Source organism: Variovorax sp. 10N432, assembly GCF_056394465.1.
Map to the genome: position 1 here is coordinate 110456 of NZ_JBFTHX010000016.1, position 25158 is coordinate 135613.

Annotated in this window: 21 protein-coding genes; 13 read left to right on the top strand and 8 right to left on the bottom strand. The window is 68.5% G+C overall.

The window, feature by feature from the left end; all coding sequences use genetic code 11:
* Positions 1-563: 563 nt before the first annotated feature.
* From AC1DF3_RS19770 to AC1DF3_RS19780, 3 genes are all read left to right on the top strand, one after another.
* A complete protein-coding gene (locus AC1DF3_RS19770; protein WP_478140580.1) occupies positions 564-941 on the top strand; it encodes a hypothetical protein in 378 nt (125 codons plus the stop codon).
* A 1255-nt stretch (positions 942-2196) separates the two neighbouring features.
* Positions 2197-3714, top strand: coding sequence for a hypothetical protein (locus AC1DF3_RS19775; RefSeq protein ID WP_478140581.1), 1518 nt, complete (start codon positions 2197-2199; stop codon positions 3712-3714).
* A 518-nt stretch (positions 3715-4232) separates the two neighbouring features.
* Positions 4233-4907: a hypothetical protein gene (locus tag AC1DF3_RS19780; protein ID WP_478140582.1), complete on the top strand. Its 675-nt coding sequence runs from the start codon at positions 4233-4235 to the stop codon at positions 4905-4907.
* A 111-nt stretch (positions 4908-5018) separates the two neighbouring features.
* Here AC1DF3_RS19780 and AC1DF3_RS19785 read toward each other — a convergent pair whose 3' ends face one another.
* Both AC1DF3_RS19785 and AC1DF3_RS19790 read right to left on the bottom strand, forming a co-directional pair.
* A complete protein-coding gene (locus tag AC1DF3_RS19785; RefSeq protein WP_286520805.1) occupies positions 5019-6074 on the bottom strand; it encodes a ParB/RepB/Spo0J family partition protein in 1056 nt (351 codons plus the stop codon).
* Position 6075: 1 nt separating this feature from the next.
* The gene (locus tag AC1DF3_RS19790) at positions 6076-7272 is read right to left on the bottom strand and encodes a ParA family protein (protein WP_286507121.1); all 1197 of its coding nucleotides are present in this window, start codon (positions 7270-7272) and stop codon (positions 6076-6078) included.
* 625 nt (positions 7273-7897) lie between these two features.
* On the opposite strand from AC1DF3_RS19790, the gene AC1DF3_RS19795 reads away from it, so the two are divergent.
* From AC1DF3_RS19795 to AC1DF3_RS19820, 6 genes are all read left to right on the top strand, one after another.
* A complete protein-coding gene (locus AC1DF3_RS19795) occupies positions 7898-9262 on the top strand; it encodes a hypothetical protein (RefSeq protein WP_478140583.1) in 1365 nt (454 codons plus the stop codon).
* 142 nt (positions 9263-9404) lie between these two features.
* The gene (locus AC1DF3_RS19800; protein ID WP_478140584.1) at positions 9405-10283 is read left to right on the top strand and encodes a methionine ABC transporter ATP-binding protein; all 879 of its coding nucleotides are present in this window, start codon (positions 9405-9407) and stop codon (positions 10281-10283) included.
* A complete protein-coding gene (locus AC1DF3_RS19805) occupies positions 10276-10938 on the top strand; it encodes a methionine ABC transporter permease (RefSeq protein WP_286520809.1) in 663 nt (220 codons plus the stop codon). Before AC1DF3_RS19800 ends, AC1DF3_RS19805 begins: the two co-directional genes overlap by 8 nt.
* Before the next feature lie 42 nt (positions 10939-10980).
* Positions 10981-11808, top strand: a complete 828-nt coding sequence (locus AC1DF3_RS19810; RefSeq protein WP_478140585.1) for a MetQ/NlpA family ABC transporter substrate-binding protein — start codon at positions 10981-10983, stop codon at positions 11806-11808.
* 145 nt (positions 11809-11953) lie between these two features.
* Positions 11954-13081 (top strand): ATP-binding protein, encoded by a 1128-nt coding sequence (locus tag AC1DF3_RS19815; protein ID WP_478140586.1) that lies wholly within the window; start codon positions 11954-11956, stop codon positions 13079-13081.
* Positions 13082-13099: 18 nt separating this feature from the next.
* Positions 13100-13810: an aspartate/glutamate racemase family protein gene (locus tag AC1DF3_RS19820; protein ID WP_478140587.1), complete on the top strand. Its 711-nt coding sequence runs from the start codon at positions 13100-13102 to the stop codon at positions 13808-13810.
* A 1-nt stretch (position 13811) separates the two neighbouring features.
* Here AC1DF3_RS19820 and AC1DF3_RS19825 read toward each other — a convergent pair whose 3' ends face one another.
* A complete protein-coding gene (locus AC1DF3_RS19825; protein WP_286530757.1) occupies positions 13812-14780 on the bottom strand; it encodes a Bug family tripartite tricarboxylate transporter substrate binding protein in 969 nt (322 codons plus the stop codon).
* Between the two features lie 28 nt (positions 14781-14808).
* The gene (locus AC1DF3_RS19830) at positions 14809-15903 is read right to left on the bottom strand and encodes an Ldh family oxidoreductase (protein WP_478140588.1); all 1095 of its coding nucleotides are present in this window, start codon (positions 15901-15903) and stop codon (positions 14809-14811) included.
* 161 nt (positions 15904-16064) lie between these two features.
* Here AC1DF3_RS19830 and AC1DF3_RS19835 point away from each other — a divergent pair, with 161 nt between their 5' ends.
* Positions 16065-16976 (top strand): LysR family transcriptional regulator, encoded by a 912-nt coding sequence (locus AC1DF3_RS19835; protein WP_286530755.1) that lies wholly within the window; start codon positions 16065-16067, stop codon positions 16974-16976.
* A gap of 83 nt (positions 16977-17059) precedes the next feature.
* Complete coding sequence (locus tag AC1DF3_RS19840) at positions 17060-17473, top strand: hypothetical protein (RefSeq protein WP_286530754.1); 414 nt, start codon at positions 17060-17062, stop codon at positions 17471-17473.
* Between the two features lie 9 nt (positions 17474-17482).
* Here AC1DF3_RS19840 and AC1DF3_RS19845 read toward each other — a convergent pair whose 3' ends face one another.
* Both AC1DF3_RS19845 and AC1DF3_RS19850 read right to left on the bottom strand, forming a co-directional pair.
* On the bottom strand, positions 17483-18676 hold the full coding sequence (locus tag AC1DF3_RS19845) for a M20 family metallopeptidase (protein WP_478140589.1): 1194 nt from the start codon (positions 18674-18676) through the stop codon (positions 17483-17485).
* A 6-nt stretch (positions 18677-18682) separates the two neighbouring features.
* Positions 18683-19576 carry a LysR family transcriptional regulator gene (locus AC1DF3_RS19850; protein ID WP_286530752.1) on the bottom strand — a complete coding sequence of 298 codons (894 nt, stop codon included), beginning with the start codon at positions 19574-19576 and terminating at the stop codon, positions 18683-18685.
* A 96-nt stretch (positions 19577-19672) separates the two neighbouring features.
* On the opposite strand from AC1DF3_RS19850, the gene AC1DF3_RS19855 reads away from it, so the two are divergent.
* Positions 19673-20425 carry a sulfite exporter TauE/SafE family protein gene (locus AC1DF3_RS19855; protein ID WP_478140590.1) on the top strand — a complete coding sequence of 251 codons (753 nt, stop codon included), beginning with the start codon at positions 19673-19675 and terminating at the stop codon, positions 20423-20425.
* A gap of 76 nt (positions 20426-20501) precedes the next feature.
* On the top strand, positions 20502-21206 hold the full coding sequence (locus tag AC1DF3_RS19860) for a Crp/Fnr family transcriptional regulator (protein WP_286530750.1): 705 nt from the start codon (positions 20502-20504) through the stop codon (positions 21204-21206).
* Positions 21207-21245: 39 nt separating this feature from the next.
* On the opposite strand, the gene AC1DF3_RS19865 is transcribed toward AC1DF3_RS19860, so the two are convergent.
* Both AC1DF3_RS19865 and AC1DF3_RS19870 read right to left on the bottom strand, forming a co-directional pair.
* Positions 21246-21899: a peroxiredoxin family protein gene (locus tag AC1DF3_RS19865; protein WP_286530749.1), complete on the bottom strand. Its 654-nt coding sequence runs from the start codon at positions 21897-21899 to the stop codon at positions 21246-21248.
* 22 nt (positions 21900-21921) lie between these two features.
* A complete protein-coding gene (locus AC1DF3_RS19870) occupies positions 21922-25095 on the bottom strand; it encodes an ATP-binding protein (RefSeq protein WP_478140591.1) in 3174 nt (1057 codons plus the stop codon).
* Between the last annotated feature and the right edge of the window lie 63 nt (positions 25096-25158).

Here is a 25158-nt window from a genome sequence, read left to right on the forward strand (position 1 = left end):
CAACGTCAGCCACGCCTGGCGTTCGACATGAGCACCGCCGAACCGGACAAACGAACTGGGGCTTGATCGACGAAATGGTCGCCATCATTTCGCGCTGGTCGAGGGGTGTATTCCCTCGGCAGCCACGGGGCGGCGATAACCGGAACCCCGCTTCGGTTCAGACTTGAGCGAGAAAAGTTCGTAGTTAGCTGAGAACCGAAACCCCCGCGCCAGGGATCCTTTTCCAAATCCTGGCCGGATCGACGGTCCGGTCGCGCCTCGCAACACCGCGAGATCAGCGGCTCCGACCTGGGAGGCCAAGAGGAAGTCGGCCAGAGCTGGCCCAATATGCAGGCGGTCTTGCTGGAGCGCTGGTTCGCCACGCTCGTCAGCGCCTCCGCCGAGGTCAGTCCAAGGGCGGCTTTCTCCACCACGAGCTTGGCTCACCGTGCGGGTCACGCCCTGGATGTCACCGTCTCCACGTCAAGCGGCTGCCGGCGAACGCGCTGCGCAGCCAGAACCGTGGGGCCCTAAGGATCCTGTTCGGAGGGAATAGATGCTCGAAAGGGAAGAATCCGAGCGGGATGTTTTCCCCAGGTACGGGCGGCCGCTGCGAGCTTCCGATGGACCGTCCGAGAGTCCTCAACGTTCCCGAGGTTGCCAAGCTCGACGGCCGCGCCATCGACATGAGGGACCCGGAGATCCTGACCGCAGCGCGCCGCGCCGTGCGCGACCCGGTGAGCATCATGATGAACGGGATCAAGGGCGCGTGGGACATCATCGACATGGTCGTGATGGTCGGCGGCCACCCCTCGCACTACGCCGAAGAGATCGCCGAGCGCATGCCCGACATGCCGATCTATGCGCCCAAGCACTCGGTCTTCAGCAACGTCGAGGGCCTGCAGCTGATCGGCGAAGGCATCGCCCAGGCTGAGGCTCGCGCCGACGCCGAAGCGGTCTGACGAGGTGCTATGGCTCGCCGCATCGATATGCGCGTGGGGCAGACGCGAAGGGCTCGGCCAAGGCCTGGCTGAAAGGCGGACTTCCGCATCCGAATCCACCGGGACGAGAGCCCCAATGCTTTTCCGTGCCTTCGCAGGCTTGGAAGCCGCGCGTGGCATGCGCAAACGAAATATGTTCGCACGCCAACTCATGGAAATGGGGTTGATGGTCATGGAGGAGCGGATGCGCCGCCAGGACGGCGTCTCGACCCGGGTTTTTCCAGCGGACTCGCCGACGAACTCAGCGCCTCCGCCGGGACGATGGCCCGCGCGACCGGGTTGCCCGCGGCTGCGGCCCCAGCGCTCCCCGAATCGCCCGCCGCATCAGGAACCGATCGACCTGCTATGCCCAGTCCGGCTCCGGTTGCCTCCGCCCAAACGTCCGTCGCGACGAGCCGGACTGCTACTTCCGCGGAGGCCCTGCCGTCGCCGCTTGCTCCTGATCCCGCACCAGCTCCACAGATCGCGGCGGTCACCGCTCCAGTGGCCGGGAACGTCGCGCCAGCCGACGACGACCGCCCTCCTCCGCGGCTTGGCGGCGCCGTTCGGATGTTGGACGGCGAGTCGTTCGAATGACCAGTCGCGCAAGACGCCGCGAGCAACTGCTAATAAAGGCTTTATCCGCAGTTGCCTGCCACTTTCGGCGCGTTTCTTGGCTTCTAACTGCTAATAAAGCCTTTATTAGCAGTTGCTCGGCAGATTTCGCGGGGCCAACGGGGTGCGGGCAACTGCTAGGAAAGGCTTTACTAGCAGCTGCATGGTGGCGCGGTCGGGAAGCCTATATGCGCGGAACTGTGAGTGAAGGCGTTACTCACAGTCTCCCGCACTTGGGTCCGCGGCGCTCTTTCGTGGCACCCTTTCCCGTTCGGCAAGGGAAGCGTGCCACTCAACTGCTAATAAAGGCTTTACTAGCAGTTAGACGCACTGAGCTTTTTGGGGTCCCTGATCTGCGGGTAACTGCTAATAAAGCCTTTACTCACAGTCCTCCGTCCAAATTGTTAACAGGAACTCTCACAGTTATCAGCCATTTGGGGGAAAACCGGGAGAACCGGCCCTTCTGGAGCCTCGGCCCGGAGCGAGCAAGGCAGCCCCAGGAGCCTGACCCGAAGAGGACTCGCGCCCCAGAAGATCCAGAACCGCCCCAGATCCAGACCTCACCCAGAACCAGCCCCACCGAGCCCAGTTCCTCCCGCCTGGCGCGGGACCGAGACCCAAAATGAGCAGCAATCCAGACCTGAACCAAGACTTCGACCCGAGCAGCGATCACCGAGATCCACCGTACCAGACCGACTCGGCCTCCCTCTCGAACGCAGATCCAGTGGCGTACCGGGATTCGTCGGCTGTTGATTCCCCCCAGTCCCAGCGCCTGAGCAACTCGTTCGCCCGCGCCGTGCAGCCGCTCAGCCCGAAGACCGCGGCGAACTACCGCCGCATCTTCTACTCGTTGGTCTCGCGCGCGTCGTCCCTTCTCGACCTCGCGCCCGATACTGTTTCTGTCGCGGATCTGATCGAGCAACTCCACGCCGACCCGACGATCAAGGTCGACAGCAAACGAACCTACCGGGCGGCGATCGCCTGGGCACTTCGGCAGCCCGACATCGAGTTCTCTCAAGCGGCTCGCGAAGAAGGTCTTGCGCTCGTCGCGGCATACGACCCCCGCGATGGTGTGGAACAGGAAATGGTCCGAAACACCCGCGTATCGGCCCGCGCGATTCCCCACGAGGATCTGGGCCCGCTCTTGAACAGCCTCCTCGGCGCACGTTTGACCCAACAGGCCTGGGCCACGAAGACCACGTCCTGGCTGAATGCTGGCATCGCGACCGGCGCCCGACCCGGCGAATGGAAGTCCGCGCACTGGTTCGACCGCGATCGACGGATCCTGCGGCTACCCAACGCGAAGCTCAAGAAGCAGGCCCCCTTCCAGTGGCAGCACATTCCCGAGCGACTCCTCAACCGTGCGGACGCCGACCTGGCCACCATGGCCGAGGCCGATTTCGACAACATCTCGATCGTCGTCGCAGCCGCCAAACGCCACTCCGACCTCCTCGCCCGGAACCTCGCCTTCTTCGATCAGGCTGAGGCTGGGACCGATGCGAGCAATGCCGACGCCATCGAAACGCTTCGGCGGCTGCGGGCCTGGGAGCTGCACAACGCTGGCCTGGCCTGGCGGGATATCGAAGTGCCCGTCCGCTGGGTCGGTGCCGTCGACGCCCATTTGACGAACCTGCAGCAGTATCTGAGCAGCGTGCCCGGAAAGCACGGTCCGCCTACCTTCGAGCGGTACTACGACGGGTGCCGGACTGCTCTGCGCACCGCCTGCCTCAGCGCCTTCCCCGGCTGTACTCGCTTTACTTTACGACACCAGGTCGACTGCCGCGGCCAACATGCAGGCAACCATCGGCGCCGAAGCGGCAGCCGCGGTCATGGGTCACTACATGAAGCGCAAGCGCACGATCAAGGCGAACTACGCGGGTCCCGACCGGGCGTACCGTGGCGCCGGTCGTTTCGCGCCGGGCCTTGGCCGACACCGGAAACCAACGCCACCAAGCAGCCGACCGGTCAGCGGATCACTCGGGTCAGGCGGATGTCGGTGGGTTGGGCGGAGTCTCCTCAGCGCCCACCGGAAATGGGCAGGCAGCCGGATGATTCTTGCGGGGGCGCGAGGCGCCCTGGTCCGGGGCCTGCGCCGGCGTGGGCGTCCCCAGGGAACCTGATCGCCTCGATTCGACCCTAACCCAGACGGTTTCTCCAAGGTCGACCACGACCTTCTTTCGCCCTTGCCAGCTCGGCAGGGGCGTTTTTTCTTCGGCCGTACGCCCACCACCAGTGTCTATGTTTCCGCTCTATTCCTGATTAGGGATTTATGGACCACCGAACTAGGCAGGACGCCGCGCGCGATACTGTCCAGCTTTTAATCGCGTCACCCGCGGCCTTCCGCCACATTGTTTCACGACATTTTGAAGCATCTTATTTTTCTGTTATGGGACAAGGAGTTACCTCTGTTTTCTCGACAAGAAGAGGTGAATGTTTCACGAAACAGTAGGCGTCACAAGACTTTTTGTCGAGCAATGTCGCCCTTCGGTCATAATTAGGTTATCTAGTAACCATCAAGGCCCGGCAATGCCAGAATTTGTAGCGGACCCGGATTCGACGCATGCCCCTGGCCAGGCAGAGGGTATCCAAGATGCCAACTCCCCAGGTGGGTCCATCCCCTCTTCCACCGCCAGCCACGGCTGGCCCAAGGTCTGCACCTTGGCCGAGCTGGGGCGGATACTCACGCTGATCCATGGCGTTCGCGCTCCTGCGGATTCGTCCCTCAAGAAATGGAGCGCCGCGGGCATGTTCCGTTCTTGCATGGCAACCCAGGAAGATATCGATGCGAGCGAAGCCCCCTCCCTCACGCATGAAGTACTGCAGCGCCCGCGGCGAGGCGGCCGGCCAGGTCTGAGATTGCGCACCGCGGCAGCCATCGGCCGCGTTTACGAACTGTGGCCGTTCCTGGCGGATTCCGATTCTCACGCCGTCCTCGAACTGGCGGTCGCCCGGACCGCCGACCACTTTCGAACCGCTCTCGGCCCCGCCGGCCCTTCACTGGCGCTGCCCACGGCTGCCGCCGAACTCCCTGCTGCTGCCGTGTCCGGGCCCGCACTTCAAGAAGTCCAGGAGCAGCTCACGGCGCTGATGCGAGAGATGGCTGCGGTGCGGCGGGAGCTGGCCCAGTTTTCGGCATTGCGCAACAACCTCATCACCAAGCTGGATGATGTGGTGGCGCGCGCCAAGGATGCCTTCGGCGGCGGCGGCCAGCCATCGGCGGCCGGATTCGATCCGCTCGCCGAAGCTCGGCGTGACCGCGACATGGGCCTCATGAAATCGACGTTGTCAGAAATTCTTGCGACGCTCGAGCGTATTGAGAGGGGACGAGGCTGAATCGCCAAGGGGGTAGTTTCAAACTACCCCCTTCACCGTCCACTACCGGCCGCACATAAAAAAGGGGGGTGGTTTGAAACCACCCCCCTTTCGTCCTGCCTGAATCAGCCTTCAAATCGAATCGACAAATCCTTGCATCGCCTTGATCAGCGCCTTCTGCTGATCATCCGACAGCTTGATCGACAGCCTGATCGAAGGACGCCCGATGGCATCGAACCTCAGCGAGCCCACCTTTTGCCCGCCCACCTTCAACGCGTGGCTCGCCTGAACCGGCAACGGGGCGGCCTCGGGCACCACCGACGGCGGTGAAACAAGGCGCGCAAAAACACTCTTCGCCGGCAAGGCTGTCTTTTCAGTCGACAACGCCTGCGCCCGTGCCAACACGCCCGACTCGTCCTCAGTCATGGCCTTGCCCAGGTCCGTTGCCCATGCCAGCTGGATCGACTGCGGCGTGGGAAAGGCCGCGATCACCGCGGCGGGCAGTCTGGCCAACGCGATCGCCTTTCCGAGGTTGCTGATGTCCACCCCGAGCGCGGCCGCCATCTGACGGTTCGACGGATAAATGCCCTTCTCGAGCGCACGCAGATAGGTCATTCCCTGCTCCCAGGGTGACGGATCCGCCCTGCCCCGATTCTCGCGATCCATTTCCTCGATCAAGGCCCGGTCGTCCAGGTTCTCGACCACCGCCCAGACCGGCAAGCCGATCTGGCGGCAGGCCTCGTAGCGCCGATGTCCGAACACCAGCTCATAGTGCGGACCGTCGCCCGGGTTCGCGATCGCGCGAACCTTGATGGGCTGCGAGTTGCGTCCCGCCTCCTGGATCTCACGCTTGAAATCCTCGAACAGCTTCCCCTCGAACGCGGACGCATGCCGGTTGGCGAACTCGCTGCGCGCGATGTCCGCGGTGTCGATCAGGCGTGCCGGCAAGGCACCGTCCCAGCTGCGCAGTTCGTCGCGAACTTCGCTCAGGCGCCCTTCCAGCTCGTCGACCTGTGCCGCCCGGGCCCGCAGTTCGTCGTTCTGGCGCAGCAGGTCCGAACGCTGGTCGTTGGCGAAGGCCATCATCGCGCCAGGCGCTGTCTTGGGTTTCGCGAGCTCCGGGTTGGGCTGCGAACTCGGCATGATCGATGCGAAGTCGATCTTGGAGGCTTTGTCTTTCAATCCCATGTCAAACCGCCGTTTCCAGTACTTGACGCTCCGCCACCTGGCGGGCCCAGACCGCTTCGATCTGCTGCTCGATCAACTCGCACATCCTGTCGTAGGCCACCCTTGCCCGTGAAAAGGTCTTGGAATTCACCGAGCCACGCGGCAGGTCGTAGACGGTTCCGAACTCGGCGCTCGCCGTGGCGGCCACCGCCGTCTTTGGAATCTCGATCGGCAACACCTTGTCGCCGTAGCCCTCGAGCACCCACTGCCGCACCACCGAGCTGGCCGTGTCGGAGGCTTCGACGCGCGACAGCAGCACATCGATGAACTCGAAGCTCTTGTCCTTGCCGCGGCTGCGCACCAGCTGGTTGCACAGGTCCGAGAACAGATCCCAGAACTGCGCCGAACTCGCGAAGTCCAGTGCCGAAGGCGGCAAAGGCATGATCACGCCATCGGCGGCCATCAGCGCGTTGATGGTGACGTAGCTCAGCGAAGGCGGGGTGTCGATCACGATGACGTCGTACTCTTCACGCGGAAGATCGAGGCCGCGGTCGAGCACGCGCCAGAACTCGAAACCCGGGTCTCGCGCCTGGCGTGCTGGCAAATGGAATTCCGCTCCGTAGAGAAGGGGCGCGGCGCACACCAGGTCGATATTGGGCCAGTAGGTGGGGCGCACGGCGTATTGGAGGTTTTCCTGGTCGCCGGTGAACAGCGACATCGCCGTGTGCTCGGTCTCGACCTCCGCGTCCGGCAGCACGCCGAACAAGGTCGTGGCAGAGCCCTGGGGATCGAGGTCTACCAGCAGCACGCGGTGTCCACGCATCGACAGGCCCTGGGCCAGGGTCACCGCCGAGGTCGTCTTGGCCACGCCGCCCTTGAAGTTGGCCACCGTGATGGTGATGCCGGCCGCGCCTTCCGGCCGCAGGTGCTCAGCACGCAGTTCGCGGGCCCAGCTCTGGGCCTCCGCCATGGACCACTCGCGGCTGTTGCCATGGATTTCGCCGGCCGGGAGGTCACCGCGTGTCAGGCGGTAGGAGATCTTCGATTTGTCGACACCGCACAGGTCCGCCAGCTGCACCGCCTTCAGCGTGGGCGCAGACTTCACGGCGGTGGGAGCCAGCATGGCGGACCGGATCCGGTCCATCATGCCGGCGATCTTGTGGGCTTGCTGCTCGATATCCTCCAGGTTTTGACGTCGAATGGTTTGCTTGATGTCCACGGGATCTGCCTTGAAAGTTGGAGTGTCTTGCGATTATGCAGGGCACACGCGAAAAAACGAAGAAACGTCGATCCATCACCTGAAGTGATGGCCCTCTTCTGCGGTTTTTGGCCTTTTCCTAAGCTCTCTCGGGAGATTAAGAAAGGAACTTCAATAAATTCAAGAGATTAAGCCCGTCGAAACTTCGATTTTCTTCAATTAAATCAACAGCTTACGCGTGTTCTGACGGTACGAATGTCCAGACTTTAATCGCTTGCGTCCGGCTCCTGATCGGATCCGTCCAGCCTTCCATCGCCAACTGTCCGGGTCGACATCGGTGCCTTCGTGCACCTTGTCCACAGCCCGATTCGGCCGGTTCCGCACCAGCTTGACGCCAACGTCCAGGTTTTAAGCGCCATTTTGAGGCTCATTCCGGGCCCTTCGGAAGCGCTGGACGCGCCAATGTCCGGCTTTTAATCGGGGAACGAAGAGGACCCGGGCGGCCCGTTGTCGCCAACCGTCCAGCTTTTAATCGGATCTCCTGCGCCTGCCCCCGGCACAAATGTCCAGGTTTTGCTCGGGCCGCTGTACCTCATTCCGCACGGGGTTGTGTCCAAACGGCGTTGGACATAACATTGACCCCGCTATGAGCCAACAGATCGCGGGAAATCCGGGCGACAAGCCAGTCATGAGCCACGCCGTCGACGACGTGCTGGAGCTCAGGAAGCCGCACGAGATGATCGTGATGATGCCGCGCTCGGCCCGCGTAACCCTGACCGGTCGCCGCATCTACAGCGCGCTGCTGCAGGTGGCGCAGACGCGGCTGGTCGCCTTGCCCGGCATGCCCGCGGCCGACTTCATGTTCGAGGCCCCGCTGGCAGCCATCCTGCGCACCACCGGCTCCAGCGGCAGCGAGCGCACCGCCGCCAAGAAGTACCTGATCGAGATGCGCAGCCTGGAGGTCGACTGGGAGTCGACCGCGCCGGGCGACGGCGTCAAGTGGCGCGGCTTTTCGATGCTGTCCGAAGTCGCGCTGGAGCTCAGGCGTGGCGAGAACTGGGTCAGCTGGTCCTATCCGCCGACCATCATGGCAGCGCTTCGGGATCCGCAGCGCTGGGCCCGCATCGACCTCGACGTGCTGGCCAAGCTGGGCTCCTACACCGCCGTGGCGCTCTACGAGATCTGCGCCCGCTACCGGGAGAATCCGAGCGGGGTCACCAGCCGCAAGCCCGTGACCTGGTGGGTCGACGCGCTCAGCAACGGGCCTGGGCCCGAGCGGCGCGAATGGCGCAAGTTCAAGAACGAGCGGGTCAAGGACGCGGTGATCGAGATCAACGCCGAGACCGATCTCGAGATCGACCTGATCGAGCATAAGCAGGGCAGGGTGATCACCGAGGTCCAGTTCGCGGTGCGCAAGAAGCGGCAGGCGCCGCTGCAGCGGCCGCTCACCGGCGAGCCGGTCGACGCCACCCTGGTGCTGCGGGCCGAAACGCTGGGCATCCGCGAGATCAAGCTGGAAGGGCTGCTGAAGGAATTCGGCGACGAGCGCGTGCGGGCCCAGATCGAGGTGCTCGAGCGGCGCGCCGCCAACAAATCGCTGCGCACCATCGAGAACGCCTTCTCGTACCTGCGCTCGCTGCTGCGCAACGAGCCCGCCACCGAAGGCGCCGCCGACCCTCGCGCCGCCGTCCCGCCGGTGGTGCTGCAGCCGGTGCCGGAAACCCCCGCGCCGGCGCCCAGTCTCGAAGGCGCGAACTGGCTGCGCGAGCAGATCGAGTCGATGAAGAAGGAGGTCGCGGCGCTCGAGCCGGCGCAGCTCAAGCGCTGGGTCGACCAGGCGCTGCAGGACCTGGCGCGCAAGGGGGCGCTGAACGCTGTGATCAGCCGGCGCGCGGCCCAGGGCGACGTCCTGCACGGCTTGCTGGGTTCGGCCGTGGTGTACGCCTATGCCGACGCCACCTACGGGCCGGACTGGAAAGTCGACCGGCAATTGTTCGACGCGGTGCAGTAGCCCCGCAGGGCGCTTATGCCCAGGGCATATAAGCAGCCTTCTATTGCGTCGTTCCCCTCGGTGCCGCGAGCCGCGATACTTGCGGACTTTGCGGCGCCGCTGCATCCGCCTGCCACGCAGGCCGTGCCGGCCGATCCCGTCCATGACTTCCTCTTCCCCGGCCGAGGCCCAGCCCCGGCCCCCCCTGATCCGACTCGAGTCGGTGCAGAAATCATTCACCTTGCCCGACGGCGCCGTCTTCGATGCCGTGCGATCGCTGTCGCTCGACATCCATGAAGGCGACGTCTTCGGCCTGATCGGCAAGAGCGGCGCCGGCAAGTCGACCCTGCTGCGGCTGATCAACCTGCTCGAACGCCCCGATGCCGGCAAGGTGCTGGTCGGCGGCCGCGACCTGACCACCCTGTCGCGCCGCGAGCTGCGCGACACGCGGCAGAACATCGGCATGATCTTCCAGCAGTTCAACCTGATCCAGAATGCGACCGTCTTCGACAACGTCGCCTTCCCGCTGAAGATCCACGGCCGCCATTCGCGCGCCGAGATCGAGGCCCGCGTGCGCGAGTGCCTCGAACTGGTCGGCTTGGGCGAGAAGATTCGCAGTTACCCGGCCCAGCTCTCGGGCGGCCAGAAGCAGCGGGTGGCGATCGCGCGTGCGCTGGCGCCGCGGCCGCAGGTGCTGTTGTGCGACGAGCCCACCTCGGCACTCGACAGCGAGACCACGCGCGCGCTCCTCGAGACGCTGCGCGACATCAACCTGAAACTCGGCGTGACCATCGTCATCGTCACCCACGAGCTGTCGGTGGTCGAGGTGCTGTGCCGCCAGGTTGCGATCCTCGAGCAGGGCCGCCTGGTCGAGCAGTTCGAGGTCGATTCGCCGGCCGCCGAACGCGCCACCGCGCTCGGCCGCGAGATCGACGCCCTGGTGCGCCGGCGCGAGCGCGATGCGCGCGAAGCGCTCGCCGCCCAGGCGCTTTCATCCCTCCAACGCCAGCAAGCAGGCACGCAGGAGCTGGCCCATGCCTGAGAACATCGCCGCCATCCTGCCCGAGCTGGGGATCGCCATTGCCCAGACTTTCATGATGCTGGGCATCGGCCTCACGGCCGCGCTCCTGATCGGCGGCCCGCTCGGCGTGCTGCTCTTCCTGCTCGGCCCCGGACAGTCGCTCGAGAACAAGCCCGCCTTCCTGATCCTCAACTGGATCGTGAACACGGTGCGTTCCTTCCCGTTCATCATCCTGCTGGTGGCGCTGGTGCCCTTCACGCGGGTGATCGCGGGCACCTCGATCGGGCCGCTGGCGGCCGCCGTGCCGTTGTCGGTGGCGGCCATCCCCTACCTCGCGCGGCTGGTCGACCAGTGCCTGCGCGAAGTGCCGCGCGGCGTCATCGAGGCCGCCCATGCGATGGGCGCCTCCGAGCTGCAGATCATCTGGCGCGTGCTGATCGTCGAGGCCCGCTCGGGCCTGGTGCTGGCCTTCACCGTGCTTGCCGTGAGCTTCCTGTCCTATTCGGCGATCGCCGGCGTGGTGGGCGGCGGCGGCATCGGCGACCTGGCGATCCGCTACGGCTACTACCGCTTCCAGACCGACGTCATGGTGCTCACCGTGGCGCTGCTCGTGGCGCTGGTGCAGATCATCCAGTTCGTCGGCAACACTGCCGCCCGTCGCCTGGACAAACGCTGACCCTGGCGCAGCCGATTCCGATTTCCAACCGTGACCGTTCCCATGAAAATATCTCTCGTCCGCCGTTCCGTCCTCGCTCTGTCGGTGCTCGCCCTGTCGCTCGGCGGCCTTTCGCTCGAGGCCCACGCCCAGGCCGCCGCCAAGAAAGACCTGGTGATCGGCGGCACCGCCGGCTCCAACGTCGACCAGCTCAAGGCCGGCATCGTGCCCCTGCTCGAAAAGAAGGGCTACAAGGTCAAGCTGGTCGAGTTCAACGACTACGTGCAGCCGAATCTCGCCCTGGCGCAGGGCTCGCTGGATGCCAACTTCTTCCAGCACCGCGTCTATCTGCAGAAGTTCGCAGCCGACCAGAAGCTCGACATCGTCGAGCTGGTGCAGGGCCCGATCGCGCCGCTGGGCGTCTACTCGACCAAGCGCAAGACACTGGCCGAACTCAAGGACGGCGACCGCTTCACGATCCCCAACGACCCGAGCAACCTGGCGCGCGCGTTGGTGCTGCTGGAGCAGAACAAGCTGATCACGCTGAAGCCGGGCATCGACGCGCTGCGCGCCACCGAGAAGGACATCGCCGAGAACCCGCGCAAGCTGAAGTTCATTCCGCTCGAGGCGGCCCAGCTGCCGCGCTCGCTGGGCGACACCGAGTACGCGATCATCAACGGCAATTTCGCGATGTCCTCTGGGCTGAAGCTGACCGAAGCCGTGGTGCTCGAGAAGACGCCCGACCACTATCTGAACGTGGTCGCCGTGAAGCGTGCCGACAAGGACACGCCGTGGGCCAAGGACATCGTCGAGGCCTATCACTCGAAGGACTTCCGCGCGGTCGTCGACAGCAAGTTCCCGGGGTACGCGAAGCCGGGCTTCCTGCAGTAGGACGGAAAAGGGCCGCGCAGGCCTCCCTGCGCCAACTCGGCAGGCGGCCCCTTATCGGAAATTATCGAATGGCTATAATTATTCAGATTCAATAAAACTGGATAACTCTCATGGCGATCTTCCGGCGTCCTGCGCTGGCGTTCAGATGGCCGGTCAGCTGTTGCGGCCCGGCGTCCTGGACGAGGGTCTGCGTTCCGGCTTGTTCCTTTCCGGCCTGCGCCGCACGGGCAAGACGACCTTCCTGCTGAATGACCTGATCCCTGCGCTGGAAGAGGCCGGCGCACTCGTGATCTACGTCGATCTCTGGGCCGATACCCAGACCAGCCCGGCCGTTCTGGTCCAGGCCGCGATCCGGAAAACGCTGACCGAACTGCAGACACCCGCGTCCTCGGTGCTGCAAAAGCTCAAGCGCATCAGCGGCGTCGACCTGGGCGCATTCACCTTCAAGTTCGGCTTCAAGCTCGACAGCCTGGGCGCCCAGGGCGGGCCGACGCTGGCGCAGGCACTGACCGAGGTCGTCGACCAGGCGAAGACGGATGTCGTCCTGATCGTGGACGAGGTGCAGCACGCGATCACCTCCGAGGATGGCAACCAGATGCTGCTGGCGCTGAAGGCGGCGCGCGACGCCATCAATCCGCGCCCAGCCACGCCCGGCCACTTCCTCTTCATCGGAACGGGCTCGCACCGCGCGCTGGTGAATGAACTGACGGCGAGGCGCAACCAGGCGTTCGCGGGTGCCACGTCGGTTGCCTATCCCGTGCTGGAGACCGACTACGTCGAGCACTTGCTGCAGCGGCTCGCCGGAGAAGGCGCGGGCGCACTGCCTTCCCTGGCGATCGCCAACCAGAGCTTCAAGACCCTGGGAAACCGCCCGGAAGAAATGATCAAGGCCCTGGGCCAGCTGCGGCGGCACTTGCCGCCCGGCGGCGATCCGGATGCCTACCTGCCGGTGATTGCCGCAACCCTCCGGTCCACCGCCGCCGACATCGAACTGGCGAAAGTGGAGCAACTCGGCGGACTCGCCACGGCCATCTTCGAGCGCATCGCCTCGACCCATGGAGATGCCCGTGGCGTGTTCTCGGCCGAGGCCGCCGCCGCGTATTCCAAAGCCGTGGGACGCGAGGTGCGGGTCGAGGAAACGCAGCCCGTGGTCAACGAACTTCTCGCGGCGAACCTGATCATGCGCAAGGGCCATGGCCTGTACGGCGTGACGGATCCCTTCGTGCAGCAGATCTGGCGAGAAAAGAAGGCATTCGAGGCCAAGATCGGGTAGCCGGGCATGATGGCGACCATGCGCACCATCGGCCTCATCGGCGGCATGAGCTGGGAGTCCAGCGCCGAGTACTACCGCCTCGTCAATCAGCGGGTGCGCGAGCGCCTGGGGCCGCTGCGCTCGGCGCAGCTGCTGATGCACAGCGTCGACTTCGGGCCGATCGAGCGGGCCCAGCACGAGCGCCGATGGGACGATGCCGGCGCCATCCTCGAAGACGCCGCGCGCCGGCTCCACGCCGGCGGGGCGGACTGCATCGTGCTGTGCACCAACACCATGCACAAGCTGGCCGATCGCATCGAGGCGGCGACGCCGCTGCCCTTTCTCCATATCGCCGATCCGGTCGGCCGCGCGGCGGCCCGCGCGGGCGTGCGCCGCGTGGGCCTGCTCGGCACTGCGTTCACGATGGAGCAGGGCTTCATGAAGGACCGGCTCGCGCAGCGGCATGGCCTGGAGGTGCTGGTCCCGGGCGCCGAAGATCGTGCCGAGGTGCACCGGATCATCTACGACGAACTGTGCGTCGGCATCGTCGACGGCGCCTCGCGCGAGCGCTACCGCCGCGTCATCGGCGCTCTGCAGGCCGGCGGCGCCGAGGCCTTCGTGCTCGGATGCACCGAGATCTCGCTGCTCGTCAAGGACGAGGACAGCGCGCTGCCGCTGCTCGACAGCACGGCTTTGCATGCCGCTGCGGCGGTCGACTTCGCTCTCGCGGAGCTGCGACACACACAGTGATCTAGTCCGCTTTGATGTTGTTGCTCTGGATCACTTTGCGGTAGAGCGCGTACTGGTCTTTCAGCGCGGCGGCGAATTCGGCCGGCGTGCTGCCGCGCAGGGTCATGCCCTGGGCCACCAGCTGCTTGCGGGTCTCGGGATCGTCGAGCGATACCTTCATCGCGTCGTAGAGCCGGTCGACGATCGGCTTGGGCGTGCCCTTGGGTGCCACGATCGCGAACCAAGAGTTGAAGAAGAAATCGGGCAGGCCCGATTCGCTGACGGTCGGCACGCCGGGGTATTGCGCCAGGCGCTGCGGCGTCGACACCGCCAGCAGACGCAGCTTGCCGGCGGCGATCAGCGAGGTGACCGTGCCCAGGCCCTGGAAGGCGGCGTCGACCTCGCCGCCGGCGACTGCGATGGCGGCCGGCGTCGCGCCCTTGTAGGGCACGTGAGTCACGTCGATGCCCGCACGGCCGGCGAACAGGGCCATCGCCAGATGCTGCGGGCTGCCGCTGCCGCCGGAGCCATAGTTGAGCCTGGCCGGACGCGCCTTCGCCGCGTTGATGAAATCGGCGACCGTCTGGTAGGGCGAATCGGCCTTCACGACCAGGCCCCATTCGATCGTGCCGACCAGCGAGACCGGGGCGAAGTCGGCCAGCGGGTCCCAGCTGGTCTTGTAGATGTTGGGCACCATCGTCAGCACGCTGTCGTTGAAGCCGCCGACGGTGTAGCCGTCGGGCGCGGCCTTGGCGACGCGCTCGGCGCCGATCAGCCCCGCCGACCCCGGAATGTTCTCCAGGTAGAACGACTGCCCCAGTTCGCTGCCCATGCGCTGCGTCAGCACCCGCGCCCCGTTGTCGACGGCGCTGCCCGCGGCCAGCGGGATGATCATGTGGATGCCCTTGGCGGGGTAGGCGGTCTGCGCCGGCGCGGCGGCCGCGGCGGCCAGGCCCGCTGCGAGGATCAGGTGCTTGAGGAAGGCTGTCATGGCGGGGTCTCCTTGTGGTTCTTGTCCGTCAGGCCGGCCCCGGCGGTTCCGGCAGCCGCTCGAGCGCCTCGATGCCCAGCCGTTCGGCCAGCCGGTCGAGGTCTTCGGCCAGAGCGGCCGGCAGCGGGACGCCGTCGCGACCATAGGCTTCGCGCTTGCCGTGGCTCTGCTCGCCTGGCAGCCAGATGCGCTCCACGCCGGGCAGGCGCTCGCTCTGGCGGATGTCGCGCACCAGCGCGTCGACCGCGGCCTTGAAGGGCGCCGCCCCGCCGAAGGCCGCGAGGTCGATCACCAGGATCGCCTGGCCGGTGTTGGTCGGCGTGCGGTCGTCGGCGTTGAAGTCCACCAGTTCGCGGCCCATGGCCGCGCCGTGCAGCGTGCCGGCCAGCAGTCCCACGATGAGCGCCAGGCCATAGCCCTTGTGGCCGCCGATCGGCAGCAGGAAGCCTTCGCCGGCGCGCTTCGGGTCGGTCAGCGGCCGGCCCTCGCGGTCGATCATCCAGCCTTCGGGCATAGCCTCGCCGCGCTTGGCCTTGGCCTTGACCTTGCCGTAGGCGGCCACGGTGGTGGCCATGTCGAGCACCACCGCGGGTTCGTCCCCGGCCGGGATGCCGGCGGCGATCGGATTGGTCGACAACAGCATCTCCATGCCGCCCCAGGGCGCCATGTGGTTGGCATTGCCGACCGCGAAGTAGAGCCCGATCATGTCGTGCGCCAGCGGCATGCGCGCGTAGAGCGATGCCGGTCCGGCATGGTTGCTGGCACGCGTGCCGACCCAGGCGACACCGGCGCTGCGCGCCTTCTCGATCGCGATCTGCACCGCGCGCGACACCACCAGGTGGCCCATGCCGTTGTCGCCGTCGACCACCGCCATGGCGGCCCGCTCTTCGACCACGCGGATGTCGGGCCGGATGTTGATGCCGCCCGCCTCGATGCGCTGCACGTATTGCGGCAGCCGGATCACGCCGTGGCCGTCGGAGCCTTGCAGGTCGGCATCGGCCATGAGGCGTGCGACGCTGGCGGCGTCTTCGTCCGGCAGGCCGACGCGGCGCAGCGCGGCGGCGATGAAACGGCGCAGGCTCTCGCCCGGCGCCCGGAGGGTGCTCTGTCCAGTGATCGGCATGCGGCGGGTCGGCCCGCCGTGGCCGGCGCGCCGAATGTCTCCTGTTCTCGAATGCAGGGCAGTCTAGGAAGCGCGGCGCCGCCGGTCCAATGCCGATTCGGTCGCGAGCCATATCATATTGATATGCAAGAACTTGCGGCCGTCTGCGCCGCCGACCCCTCGTGAACCTGCGTACCCTGCGCTATTTCGTGGCCATCGCCGATGCCGGGAGCTTCACCGCGGCGGCGGCGGCGCTGTCGGTGGCGCAGCCCGCGCTGACTCGACAGGTGCGCGACCTGGAAGCCGAACTGGGCGTGCAGCTGCTCCAGCGCGGGGCGCGCGGCGTGCGGCTGACGCAGGGCGGCGCCACCCTCTACGAATCGGCACGCCGGATGCTGGCCGAGGCGGCGCGGGTGCGCCTGCAGCTGGGCGGCGATGGCGCCGCGCCCGATAGCACCGTGGTGCTGGGCGTCTCGCCCACGCTCACGCGGGTTCTCCTGCCCGGGGTGTTCGAGCGCTGCCACCGCCACCTGGCGGGCGTGCGGCTGGCGGTGCGCGAGGCCTTCACGCCCCAGCTGGTGGAAGGGCTGGAGCGCGGCCATGTCGACATGGCGGTGGTCACCAATCCGCAGCCGCATCGCGCGCTCGCCTTCGAGCCACTGCTGGCCGAGCCTTTCGCGCTGATCACGCCGGCTTCGCGCGGCATGCCGCCGGTGGTGCCGCTGTCGTCGCTGGCCCGGGTGCCGCTGCTGATGACCCGCCTGCATCGCGGCATCGTCGAAGCCAGTCTGGCGCCGCTCGGTGGCCGGCTCAACGTGGAGGCCGAGTTCGACTCGGTCGATGCCATCCGCGAACTGGTGCTGCAGGGCCGGTGGGCCACCTTGATGCCGGTGTCGGTGTTCAAGGAGCCGCGCGCCGGCACGGTGAGGCTGTCGGAGATCTCGGGCGCCCAGCTGCACCGCATGCTGGTGCTGGCCACGCGGGTCGAGCAGGCGCAGAGTCCGGCGCTCGCCGTCGTGCGCGACCTGGTGCGCGCCGAAGCCGCCAGGCTGGCCGCCGTCGGCGTGTTCAGCTTCGGCGCCGGCGTGGCCTGACCGGATCGGCACCAAAGCGCCTTGCGTTTCGATACAAGCGGTGTCCCTAGAATCGGCGGCCACGAGTAGAACGGAGCTTCCCTTTGCGCATTGCCACCTTCGCCCTTGCAGCCCTCGCGGCCGCGGCCACCCTGCCGGCGTTCGCGCAGGTCAACATCAACATCAACGTTCCCGGCCTGGTGCAGGTGGCACCGCCGCCGCCGCGCTACGAAGTCATGCCCGGACCGCGTCCGGGCCAGGTCTGGGTGCCGGGCCGCTGGGTCTGGAACGAGCGCGACTATGTGTGGCAGGGTGGACGTTGGGAGCGCGACCGGCCCGACTACGTCTATGCGCCCGGCCGCTGGGTCCAGGCGGGCGGCGGCTGGCGCTGGGTCGATGACCAGTGGAAGCCCGGCAAGCCGCCGAAGCACGGCAAGCACGGTCGGGGGCATGACCACGACCATGACGACGACGGCTACCACTGTCCCCCCGGCCAAGCCAAGAAGGGCCGCTGCTAGCCAGGGGCTTCAGCCGCGCTGCAATCGCTTGAGCGCGGCGCGATAGATCCGGTAGACGGGCCCGATGCTGTCGAGCGCGATGCGCTCGCCGGCGGCGTGGATGTTCTCGCCGCGCAGGCCGAAGCCGCACAGGGCGGGCACGCCCAGGCCATGCAGATAGTTCCCGATGTTCGATGGTCCGGCCACGCGGGTCGGCAGGTCGATGCCCAACTCGGCGCGGCCCGCTTCGCGCAGCGCCGCGACCATCGGGTCGGCATCGGGCACGCGGTAGGCGGGCCAGCCGGCGAACCACTCGATGGCGGTGGCGGCCGCGCCGGCATGGTCCGCGTCCTGCCGTTCGATCGTGACCCGCACCAGCGCGCGCGCCTGCGCGTCGGTGAAACCGGGCGTCAGCCGCAGGTCGATCCGCAATTCGCAGCGATCGGGCACCTGGGTGTAGCCGCCGTCGCCGGCCTGGATGCCGGTCAGCGTGAGCCGGGGCGCGAGGCCGAAGGCCGGATCGGCCGGCGGCAGCGGCGCGGATTCGAGCGCGCTCGCCAGCGCCATGGCCCGCGTGATGGCGTTCAAGCCGCGCCGGCGGGTGGCGCCGGCGTGGGCGGCGATGCCGTGCACCGCCAGCCTGGCGCGCAGGAAGCCGCGGCCGCCGGTGACGATCCTGTCCATCCCCGGGTAGCCGATGATGACGCCGTCCGGCCTCGGCGCGGGCCCGTTCCCCAGCGGAGGATCGAAGAAGGCGCGGGCGCCGCCGAAGCGCCCGGAATGCTCGTCGAGATCGAGCAGCAGGCCGAGCCGGCCGGCGAACCCTTCGCGCGCTGCGCCGAATTCCGCCAGCAGGTGCGCGAACAGGGCGGCGCCGCCCTTGGAGTCGGCGCTGCCGCGGCCGTGCAGCCAGCCGCCTTCGATGCGGGGATCGGTCGGCGGCCAGGTCCAGCTGGCGGCGTCACCGAAGCCCGCGGTGTCGAGCGTGGCGTCGAGCACGGTCCAGGGGCCGCCCGGCCGGGTCCCGGCGATCTCGGCATAGAGGCCCAGCGGCTCGCCGCCGGCACCCTGCAGCCGGCGACAGGCCAGCCCCCGGCTGCCGAGCCAGTCTTCCATGCAGCGCAGCACCGGCGCCGGCGTGTCGGTGCCGGCGCGGCTCGGCGTGCGCACCAGCGACTGGAGCAGGGCGACGATCGAGTCGGTGGGAACGGGCGGGCTTGCCATGCGCGGCTATTGTGGCGCCGGCGCCAGCAGGTGCTGCAGCATGCGGCGCGCCGGAAGCGGCAGCGCGTCGGCATCGCGCACGCAGGCCAGCAGGTGGCGGGCGGCCCAGGCCTCCGCGATCGGGATGGCCCGGATGCGCGGCAGCGAAGGCGAACGGTCGGCCGCGGCCTTCGGCACGATGCCCACACCGATGCCCTGCTCGACCATGCGGCAGACGGCCTCGAAGCTGCGCACCCGCACCCGGTAGGCCAGCCGCTTGCCGAGCCGGCGGGCGTGCAGGGCGACGTGGTGCTGCAGCGGGCTGCCTTCGGCCAGGCCGACGAAGCGGCAGTCGACCACCTCGGCCAGGACGACGCGCCGGCGCCGCGCCAGCGCATGACCGCGCGGCACCACCAGCACCAGGTCGTCGCGCCGGAACACGAAGTGCTGCAGGCCTTCGACGTCGACCACGTCGGAGACGATGCCGATGTCGCACAGCCCGGCGCGCAGCGCATCGACGATGTCGCTGCTGCCCTGTTCCTCGAGGTCGACCGAGATCTGCGGATGCTGCGCGAGGAAGGCGCCGAGCGCCTCGGGCAGGTGCTCGGTCATCGCCGAGCTGTTGCACGACAGCCGCACGTGCCCGCGCAGGCCGCCGCCGTACTCGCCGAGCTCGCCGCGCAGGCGCTCCATCTGCTGCAGCACCAGCCGGGCGTGGTGGGCCAGGGTGCGCCCCGCCTCGGTCGGCTGCGCGCCCAGGCGGGAGCGCAGCAACAGCGGCGTGCCGAGGTCGGCCTCCATGCCGAGCACGCGCTGGCTGGCGGAGGCCAGCGTCATGTGCGTGCGGGCCGCGCCGCCGGTGATGCTGCCGGTCTCGACGATGTGCTCGAACAGCCGCAGGTCGGTGAGGTCGAATCGCATGCCGGCAAGGTAGCACGCCGAGCCTCAGGCCGGGCCTGAGGCCGGCTTTGAAAGTTCCGCATTTGCAGGCCGCGTCCGGACAGCGACACTGGCCCGATGCTGGACTCCGATCTTTCCCTGTGGGCCCTGGTCTCGGCCGTCTTCGTGCTGGCGGGCCTCGTCAAGGGCGTCATCGGCCTCGGGCTGCCGACCTTGTCGATGGCGCTGCTGGCCATCTGGATGCCGCCGGCTGCCGCCGCCGCGCTGCTGATCGCGCCCTCGCTCGTGACCAACCTGTGGCAGCTCCAGCCCTGGTCCGGCGTCATGGCCATGCTGCGCCGCCTGGCCGGCATGCAGCTCGGCATCGTCGCCGGCACGCTGCTGGGCGCCTGGTGCTTCGGTGCCCCGGCCGGCTCGGGGGCGATGCTCGCGCTGGGGCTGGCGCTGGCCGGCTATGCGGCCTGGGGCCTGCTGGGGCGCTCGCTCGCCCTGCCCGCGCGGCACGAGGCATGGCTCGGCCCGGTCGTCGGCGCGCTCACCGGCGCCATCACGGCGCTGACCGGCGTGTTCGTGCTGCCGGCGGTGGTCTACCTGCAGGCGCTGCGGCTGCCGCGCGACGCGCTGATCCAGGCGATGGGGCTCTCGTTCACCAGTTCGACCTTGGCGCTCGGCCTGGCGCTGGCCGGGCAGGGCGGCTACTCGATGCCCGGGGCCGGCGCCTCGCTGGCGATGCTGGTGCCGGCGCTGGCCGGCATGGCGCTGGGCCAGCGGCTGCGCCAGCGGATTTCGACGACGGTGTTCAAGCGCTGCTTCTTCATCGGCCTGGCGCTGCTGGGGCTCTACATGGCGGGACGTGAATTGCTGCGTTGAGAATCCGGCGCGCCGACGCACAATCTAGCGCGCGGCGATGGGCCGCCGCCCGCGTGTGCGGCAAACAGGAGTACGCATGTCAATGGCACTGTTGTGGGACACCGCGGTCGCGACCCTGACATCGTCGCTCGCCACCCCGGCGGGCATCGTGGCCGCCTGTTCGGCGGCGGTGGCCGGGGCGCTGGTGGTGGTCAGCTCGTTCGTGAAGACCATGATTCCGCTGCGCTGCCTGGCGGTCGGGGGCAACCTGGGCTTTCTGCTCTACGGTGCGCTCCATCCCTCGCTGATCATGATGCTGCTGCACGGGGCGCTGCTGCCGATCAACATCTGGCGGACCGCCGAGATGGTCCGCCTGACGCGGCGCGTGACAGCGGCGGCGGCCGAGAACGACCTGTCGGGGGTCTGGCTGCGGCCCTACATGCGCAGCGCCCGGATGAAGGCAGGCCGCGTCCTGTTCCGCAAGGGCGATGCGGCCAGGCACCTGTATTTCCTGGCGTCGGGCCAGATCGAGTTCGTCGAGATCGGCGAGATGATGGAGGCCGGGCGCCTGTTCGGCGAGATCGCCTTCTTCGCCCCCGACAAGCGCCGCACGCTGACCGCGCGCTGCGCGACCGACTGCACCGTGTTGCGCATCGACGAGACCACCTTCAAGCAGCTCTATTTCCAGAATCCGGCCTTCGGCTTCCAGGTCGTCAACCTGGTGACCTCGCGCCTGATCGCCGACCGCCATCGGCTCGAATCGCTCATGGCTTCCAGCCGGCCGGCGCCTTTGGGAAGCTAGGCGCCCAGGCCACACGAAGTGCGGAGCGTGGGGGCCCGCTCAAGCCACGCAGGCGCGGGCCGCGTCCAGGATCATGGCCTCGGACGGCAGCTTGCCGATGCCGGCCAGCCCTTCGCGGGCGCACTCGATGTCGTGCCAGCGCACGATGCCCTCGCGGTCGATCATGAACATCGCCTTCAGCTGCGGCCACTGCCGTTCGACGTCGCCGAGGTCGGTGGGCGTGCAGACGTAGCTGTCGAGCGCCTCGATGGCCTTGGCGGCCTGCGGGATCGGCAGCGGCTCGGGCAGCTCGCCGGTGGGATTGACGCGGGTTTCCTGCAGGGCCTGCATCAGCTCGGGCGTCGGTTCGGGCTTGGGCACGCGGTAGGCGCGGTGGGTCGACAGGGCGGGGTCGGAAGCCAGCCGCAGCTGCGTCGGCCGGAACTTGAAGTAGAGCCGGGCGTTTTCGGGATCGGTCGCCACCACCACCAGGCTTTCGACCCCGAGCGCCTTCAGCTTGACCTCGAATTTGCCGATCTGGACCAGCTGGCGGCGGCAGAACGGGCACCACAGGCCGACCATCAGCGCCAGGAACAGCGGGGCACGCCCTCGGTAGTCGGCCAGCGACACCGTCTCGGGGCCGGCCACCGCCGGCAGCGCGAAGTCGGGGGCGGCTTCGCCGGGTGCCACGGGGGGATTCATCGAGGAGGTCATGGAGAGACTCCTTCCGGCAGGTTCAGCAGAGGAACGGAAGCACCATCAGGGCGTCGGGCTCGAGGCCGGCGCGCTCGCAGACGGTCTGTGCCTTGGCCAGGTAGGCCTCGGCCTGCGCGATGCGCCCGGCGTCGAGATACAACGTCGCCAAACCATCGTAGCAGGGAAAGAGCAGCTGGGGTTCGTCGATCTGCTCGGCCAGTTGCAACGCCTCGTTGTAGGAATCGAAGGCCCGCGCGTGGTCGCCGTGGCACTGGTAGATCTGGCCCAGGACGATCAGCGGCACGGCCAGGTGATCGAGCAGCCCGAGCCGGCGGTCCAGGCTGGCGGCGGCGCGCGCGGCCTCGATGCCTTCGTCCTCGCAGCGGTTGGTCAGGGCGCAGTAGGCGACCGCGAGGTTCGCGTACAGCCGCGACTGGAAGCCCAGGTCGCCGACCTTGCGCGCGGTCTCGAGCCCGCGCAGGCAGGTCTCGATGCTGCGTTGCGGATCGAGCGTCGCATACAGAACGCCCAGGTTGGTGTAGCCCCGGCAGGCCGCCTGCAGCAGCTGGTGCGCCTCGGCCTGGGCGACGCTGCTCTCGATCTGCGCCACCGCCTCGGACGGGCGGCCCAGGCGCGCCAGCGCGACGCCGAGCGTGTTGCAGGCCTCGGCCCGCACCACGGTGGCCTCGCGCGCGCGTCCCTGGGCGTCGGCGGGCAACTCGCCCAGTGCGCGTTCGGCCAGTGCCAGCGCGGCGGCGCTGTCGCCGGCGCGGAAGGCGAGCCGGCCCATCTCCTGGAACAGGTGGGCGCGCTCGATCGGGTCGCCCTGTTCGCCCAGGCCCGCCAGCCCGGCGTCGAAGCAGGCGCCGGCGCGCTCGCGGTCGCCGGCCTCCCAGTGCAGTCCGCCGGTCTTGCGCAGGGCGCGCGCCAGGCGCACCGGGTCGTGCCGCTGTTCGGCCGCCTGCCGGACCTGCTCGTACTGGGCCAGCGCTTCGGCGCGACGCCCCTGCAGGCCGAACAGGTCGGCCAGCCGCTCGCGGGCGTCGAGCGCCATGGGCTCGACCTCGGCGGCGGCCGCCGGCGTGTCCGCCGGAGCTTCGGCCAGCGTGCGCAGCGCGCGCTCGTAGTGGCGGATGGCGTCGTCGTTGGCGTAGACGGCGCGGGCCCGGTCGCCCGCGGCCAGCAGGTAGCGGGCGCCGCGCGCCTTGTCGGTCGACAGGCTCCAGTGGTGCCCGAGCGCCTCCAGTTCGGCCAGGCGGCGCGGGTTCGCGCCCTCGCCATCGACCGCCGCCTGCCGGCCCGGGGCCGACATGTCCTCGAGGGCCTGGCCGGCCCGCTGATGCAGGTCGGTACGCCGGGCCAGCAGCAGGTTCTGGTAGGCGACCTCGTGCAGCAGCGCGTGCGTGAAGCGCCAGCGGGGTCCGCCCGCCGGCTCGGCGCGCACCGGGCGCACCAGGTCGGCGGCCGCCAGGCGGCCCAGCGCGGCGCCGGTCGAGGGCGGGTCGCTGGCGACGCGCTGCAGCAGCGAGGCGTCGAACTCGGCGCCGAGCACGGCCGCCTCCTGCAGCAGGCGGCGATCTTCCGCCTCCAGCCGATCGATGCGCGACAGCAGCAGGCCGTACAGCGTCGACGGCACGGCCGCCGCCTCGTGCGTGGGCTTGCAATGCCAGCGCTCGCCCTGGCGCACCAGCAGGCCGGATCCGGCCAGGCTGCGGACGATCTCCTCGACGAACAGCGGATTGCCGCCGGCCCGCGCGGCGACCAGTTCGCGCACCGGCGCCAGGGCGTCGCCGTCGGCGCCCCCCAGCAGGTGGCCCACCAGCGCGCCGGCCTGCCGGGCGTCGAGCGGTTCCAGCGCGATGGTGGAATGCGCCGCCCGCAGCGGCCGCAGCGCGCGGGCATCGGGGCGCTGCGCGGCCAGCAGCATCAGCGGCCGGTCGGCAAGCTGGTCGATCACTTCGCGCAGCAGGTCGGCCGAGGCGGCGTCGGCCCACTGCATGTCGTCGATCACGATGACCACCGGCTGGCGCGCCAGCCGGCGTTCGAGCATCGCCCGGGCCGCCAGCGTGATCTGGCGCTGCAGCTGCTCAGGCTCGATGTCCTGCGGCCGGGCTTCCTCGATGCCGAGCAGGTGGCCCACCACCCGGGCGACCGCTTCGACCTCGGCGGCATCGGCGCCCAGGGCCTGCAGGCCGTCGTGCAGCTTGCGCCGCGCCACCTCCAGCGAGTCGTCGGCGCGGACCTGGTAGACCTCGCGGAACAGGGCCCCGAAGGTGCCATAGGTCGGCTCGCCGTGCGACGAGCAGGTGGTGCGGCGCACGCCGGTCGAGGCCAGGCGGCCCTGGGCCTCGAGCCGCGCGAACAGCTCGGCCAGCAGGCGCGACTTGCCGGCGCCGGCCTCGCCGACGACGCTGACCAGCTGCGCCTCGCCGCCCTGCATGCGGTCGAAGGCGGCCAGCAGGCGCTCGATGGCGTCGTCGCGACCGACCAGCGGCGCCGCCAGCCCGAGTTCGGCGAGGCCGCGCGCGGAGACCGCATCGGTGCGGGCGCCGCGCAGCACATGGACCCGCATCGGCTGCGCCTTGCCGCGCAGCGCCAGCTCGGTGGCGGGTTYGAAGTCGAAGCGGTGCCGCACCAGCGACCAGGTGGCGTCCGACACCAGCACGGTGCCCGGCTGCGCGGCCGAGAGCAGGCGCGATGCGGTGTTGACCGTGTCGCCGGTGACCGCATAGGCGCCGCCGGCACCGCTGCCCAGGCTGCCGGCGACCACCGGCCCGGTGTGGACGCCGATGTGCAGCGTGACCCCGCGGCCCAGGCGCGGGCCCCATTGCCGGCTCAGCCGCTCGACGCGCTGCATCATGTCCTGCGCCGCTTCCAGGGCGCGCAGGGGGTCGTCCTCGTGTGCGCGCGGCGCACCGAACACCGCCATCACCGCGTCGCCGACGAACTTCTCGACGAAGCCGTCGCCTTGGGCGATGGCCTGGGCCATGGTCTCGAACAGGGCGTTCTGGAACGAGCGCACCGTCTCGGGATCGAGCTCCTCGGCCAGCGCCGTGAAGCCGGTGAGGTCGGCGAACAGCACCGTGACCTGGCGCCGGTCGGCGCTGGGCTCGGGGTCGGGCGGGCGCGGGTTGTCCAGCCGGCGCCCGCAGCGCTGGCAGAACGATGACGAGGGCAGCACTTCGGCGCCGCAGCCGGCACAGGTCGTGGTCATGGGTCGTCCCGAGCCGGATGCTGCGCCAGTTCGGGCCTGCGCGCCACCGAAGAAATCCGCGAT

Excerpts from the sequence above, each read along its gene's own strand:
- AC1DF3_RS19795 (WP_478140583.1), top strand. The coding sequence starts at position 7,898 with ATGAGCCAACAGATCGCGGGAAATCCGGGCGACAAGCCAGTCATGAGC.
- AC1DF3_RS19855 (WP_478140590.1), top strand. The coding sequence starts at position 19,673 with ATGCTGGACTCCGATCTTTCCCTGTGGGCCCTGGTCTCGGCCGTCTTC.
- AC1DF3_RS19815 (WP_478140586.1), top strand. The coding sequence starts at position 11,954 with ATGGCCGGTCAGCTGTTGCGGCCCGGCGTCCTGGACGAGGGTCTGCGT.
- AC1DF3_RS19775 (WP_478140581.1), top strand. The coding sequence starts at position 2,197 with ATGAGCAGCAATCCAGACCTGAACCAAGACTTCGACCCGAGCAGCGAT.
- AC1DF3_RS19805 (WP_286520809.1), top strand. The coding sequence starts at position 10,276 with ATGCCTGAGAACATCGCCGCCATCCTGCCCGAGCTGGGGATCGCCATT.
- AC1DF3_RS19860 (WP_286530750.1), top strand. The coding sequence starts at position 20,502 with ATGTCAATGGCACTGTTGTGGGACACCGCGGTCGCGACCCTGACATCG.
- AC1DF3_RS19810 (WP_478140585.1), top strand. The coding sequence starts at position 10,981 with ATGAAAATATCTCTCGTCCGCCGTTCCGTCCTCGCTCTGTCGGTGCTC.
- AC1DF3_RS19825 (WP_286530757.1), bottom strand. The coding sequence starts at position 14,780 with ATGACAGCCTTCCTCAAGCACCTGATCCTCGCAGCGGGCCTGGCCGCC.
- AC1DF3_RS19820 (WP_478140587.1), top strand. The coding sequence starts at position 13,100 with ATGCGCACCATCGGCCTCATCGGCGGCATGAGCTGGGAGTCCAGCGCC.
- AC1DF3_RS19800 (WP_478140584.1), top strand. The coding sequence starts at position 9,405 with ATGACTTCCTCTTCCCCGGCCGAGGCCCAGCCCCGGCCCCCCCTGATC.
- AC1DF3_RS19785 (WP_286520805.1), bottom strand. The coding sequence starts at position 6,074 with ATGGGATTGAAAGACAAAGCCTCCAAGATCGACTTCGCATCGATCATG.
- AC1DF3_RS19845 (WP_478140589.1), bottom strand. The coding sequence starts at position 18,676 with ATGGCAAGCCCGCCCGTTCCCACCGACTCGATCGTCGCCCTGCTCCAG.
- AC1DF3_RS19865 (WP_286530749.1), bottom strand. The coding sequence starts at position 21,899 with ATGACCTCCTCGATGAATCCCCCCGTGGCACCCGGCGAAGCCGCCCCC.
- AC1DF3_RS19850 (WP_286530752.1), bottom strand. The coding sequence starts at position 19,576 with ATGCGATTCGACCTCACCGACCTGCGGCTGTTCGAGCACATCGTCGAG.
- AC1DF3_RS19830 (WP_478140588.1), bottom strand. The coding sequence starts at position 15,903 with ATGCCGATCACTGGACAGAGCACCCTCCGGGCGCCGGGCGAGAGCCTG.
- AC1DF3_RS19770 (WP_478140580.1), top strand. The coding sequence starts at position 564 with ATGTTTTCCCCAGGTACGGGCGGCCGCTGCGAGCTTCCGATGGACCGT.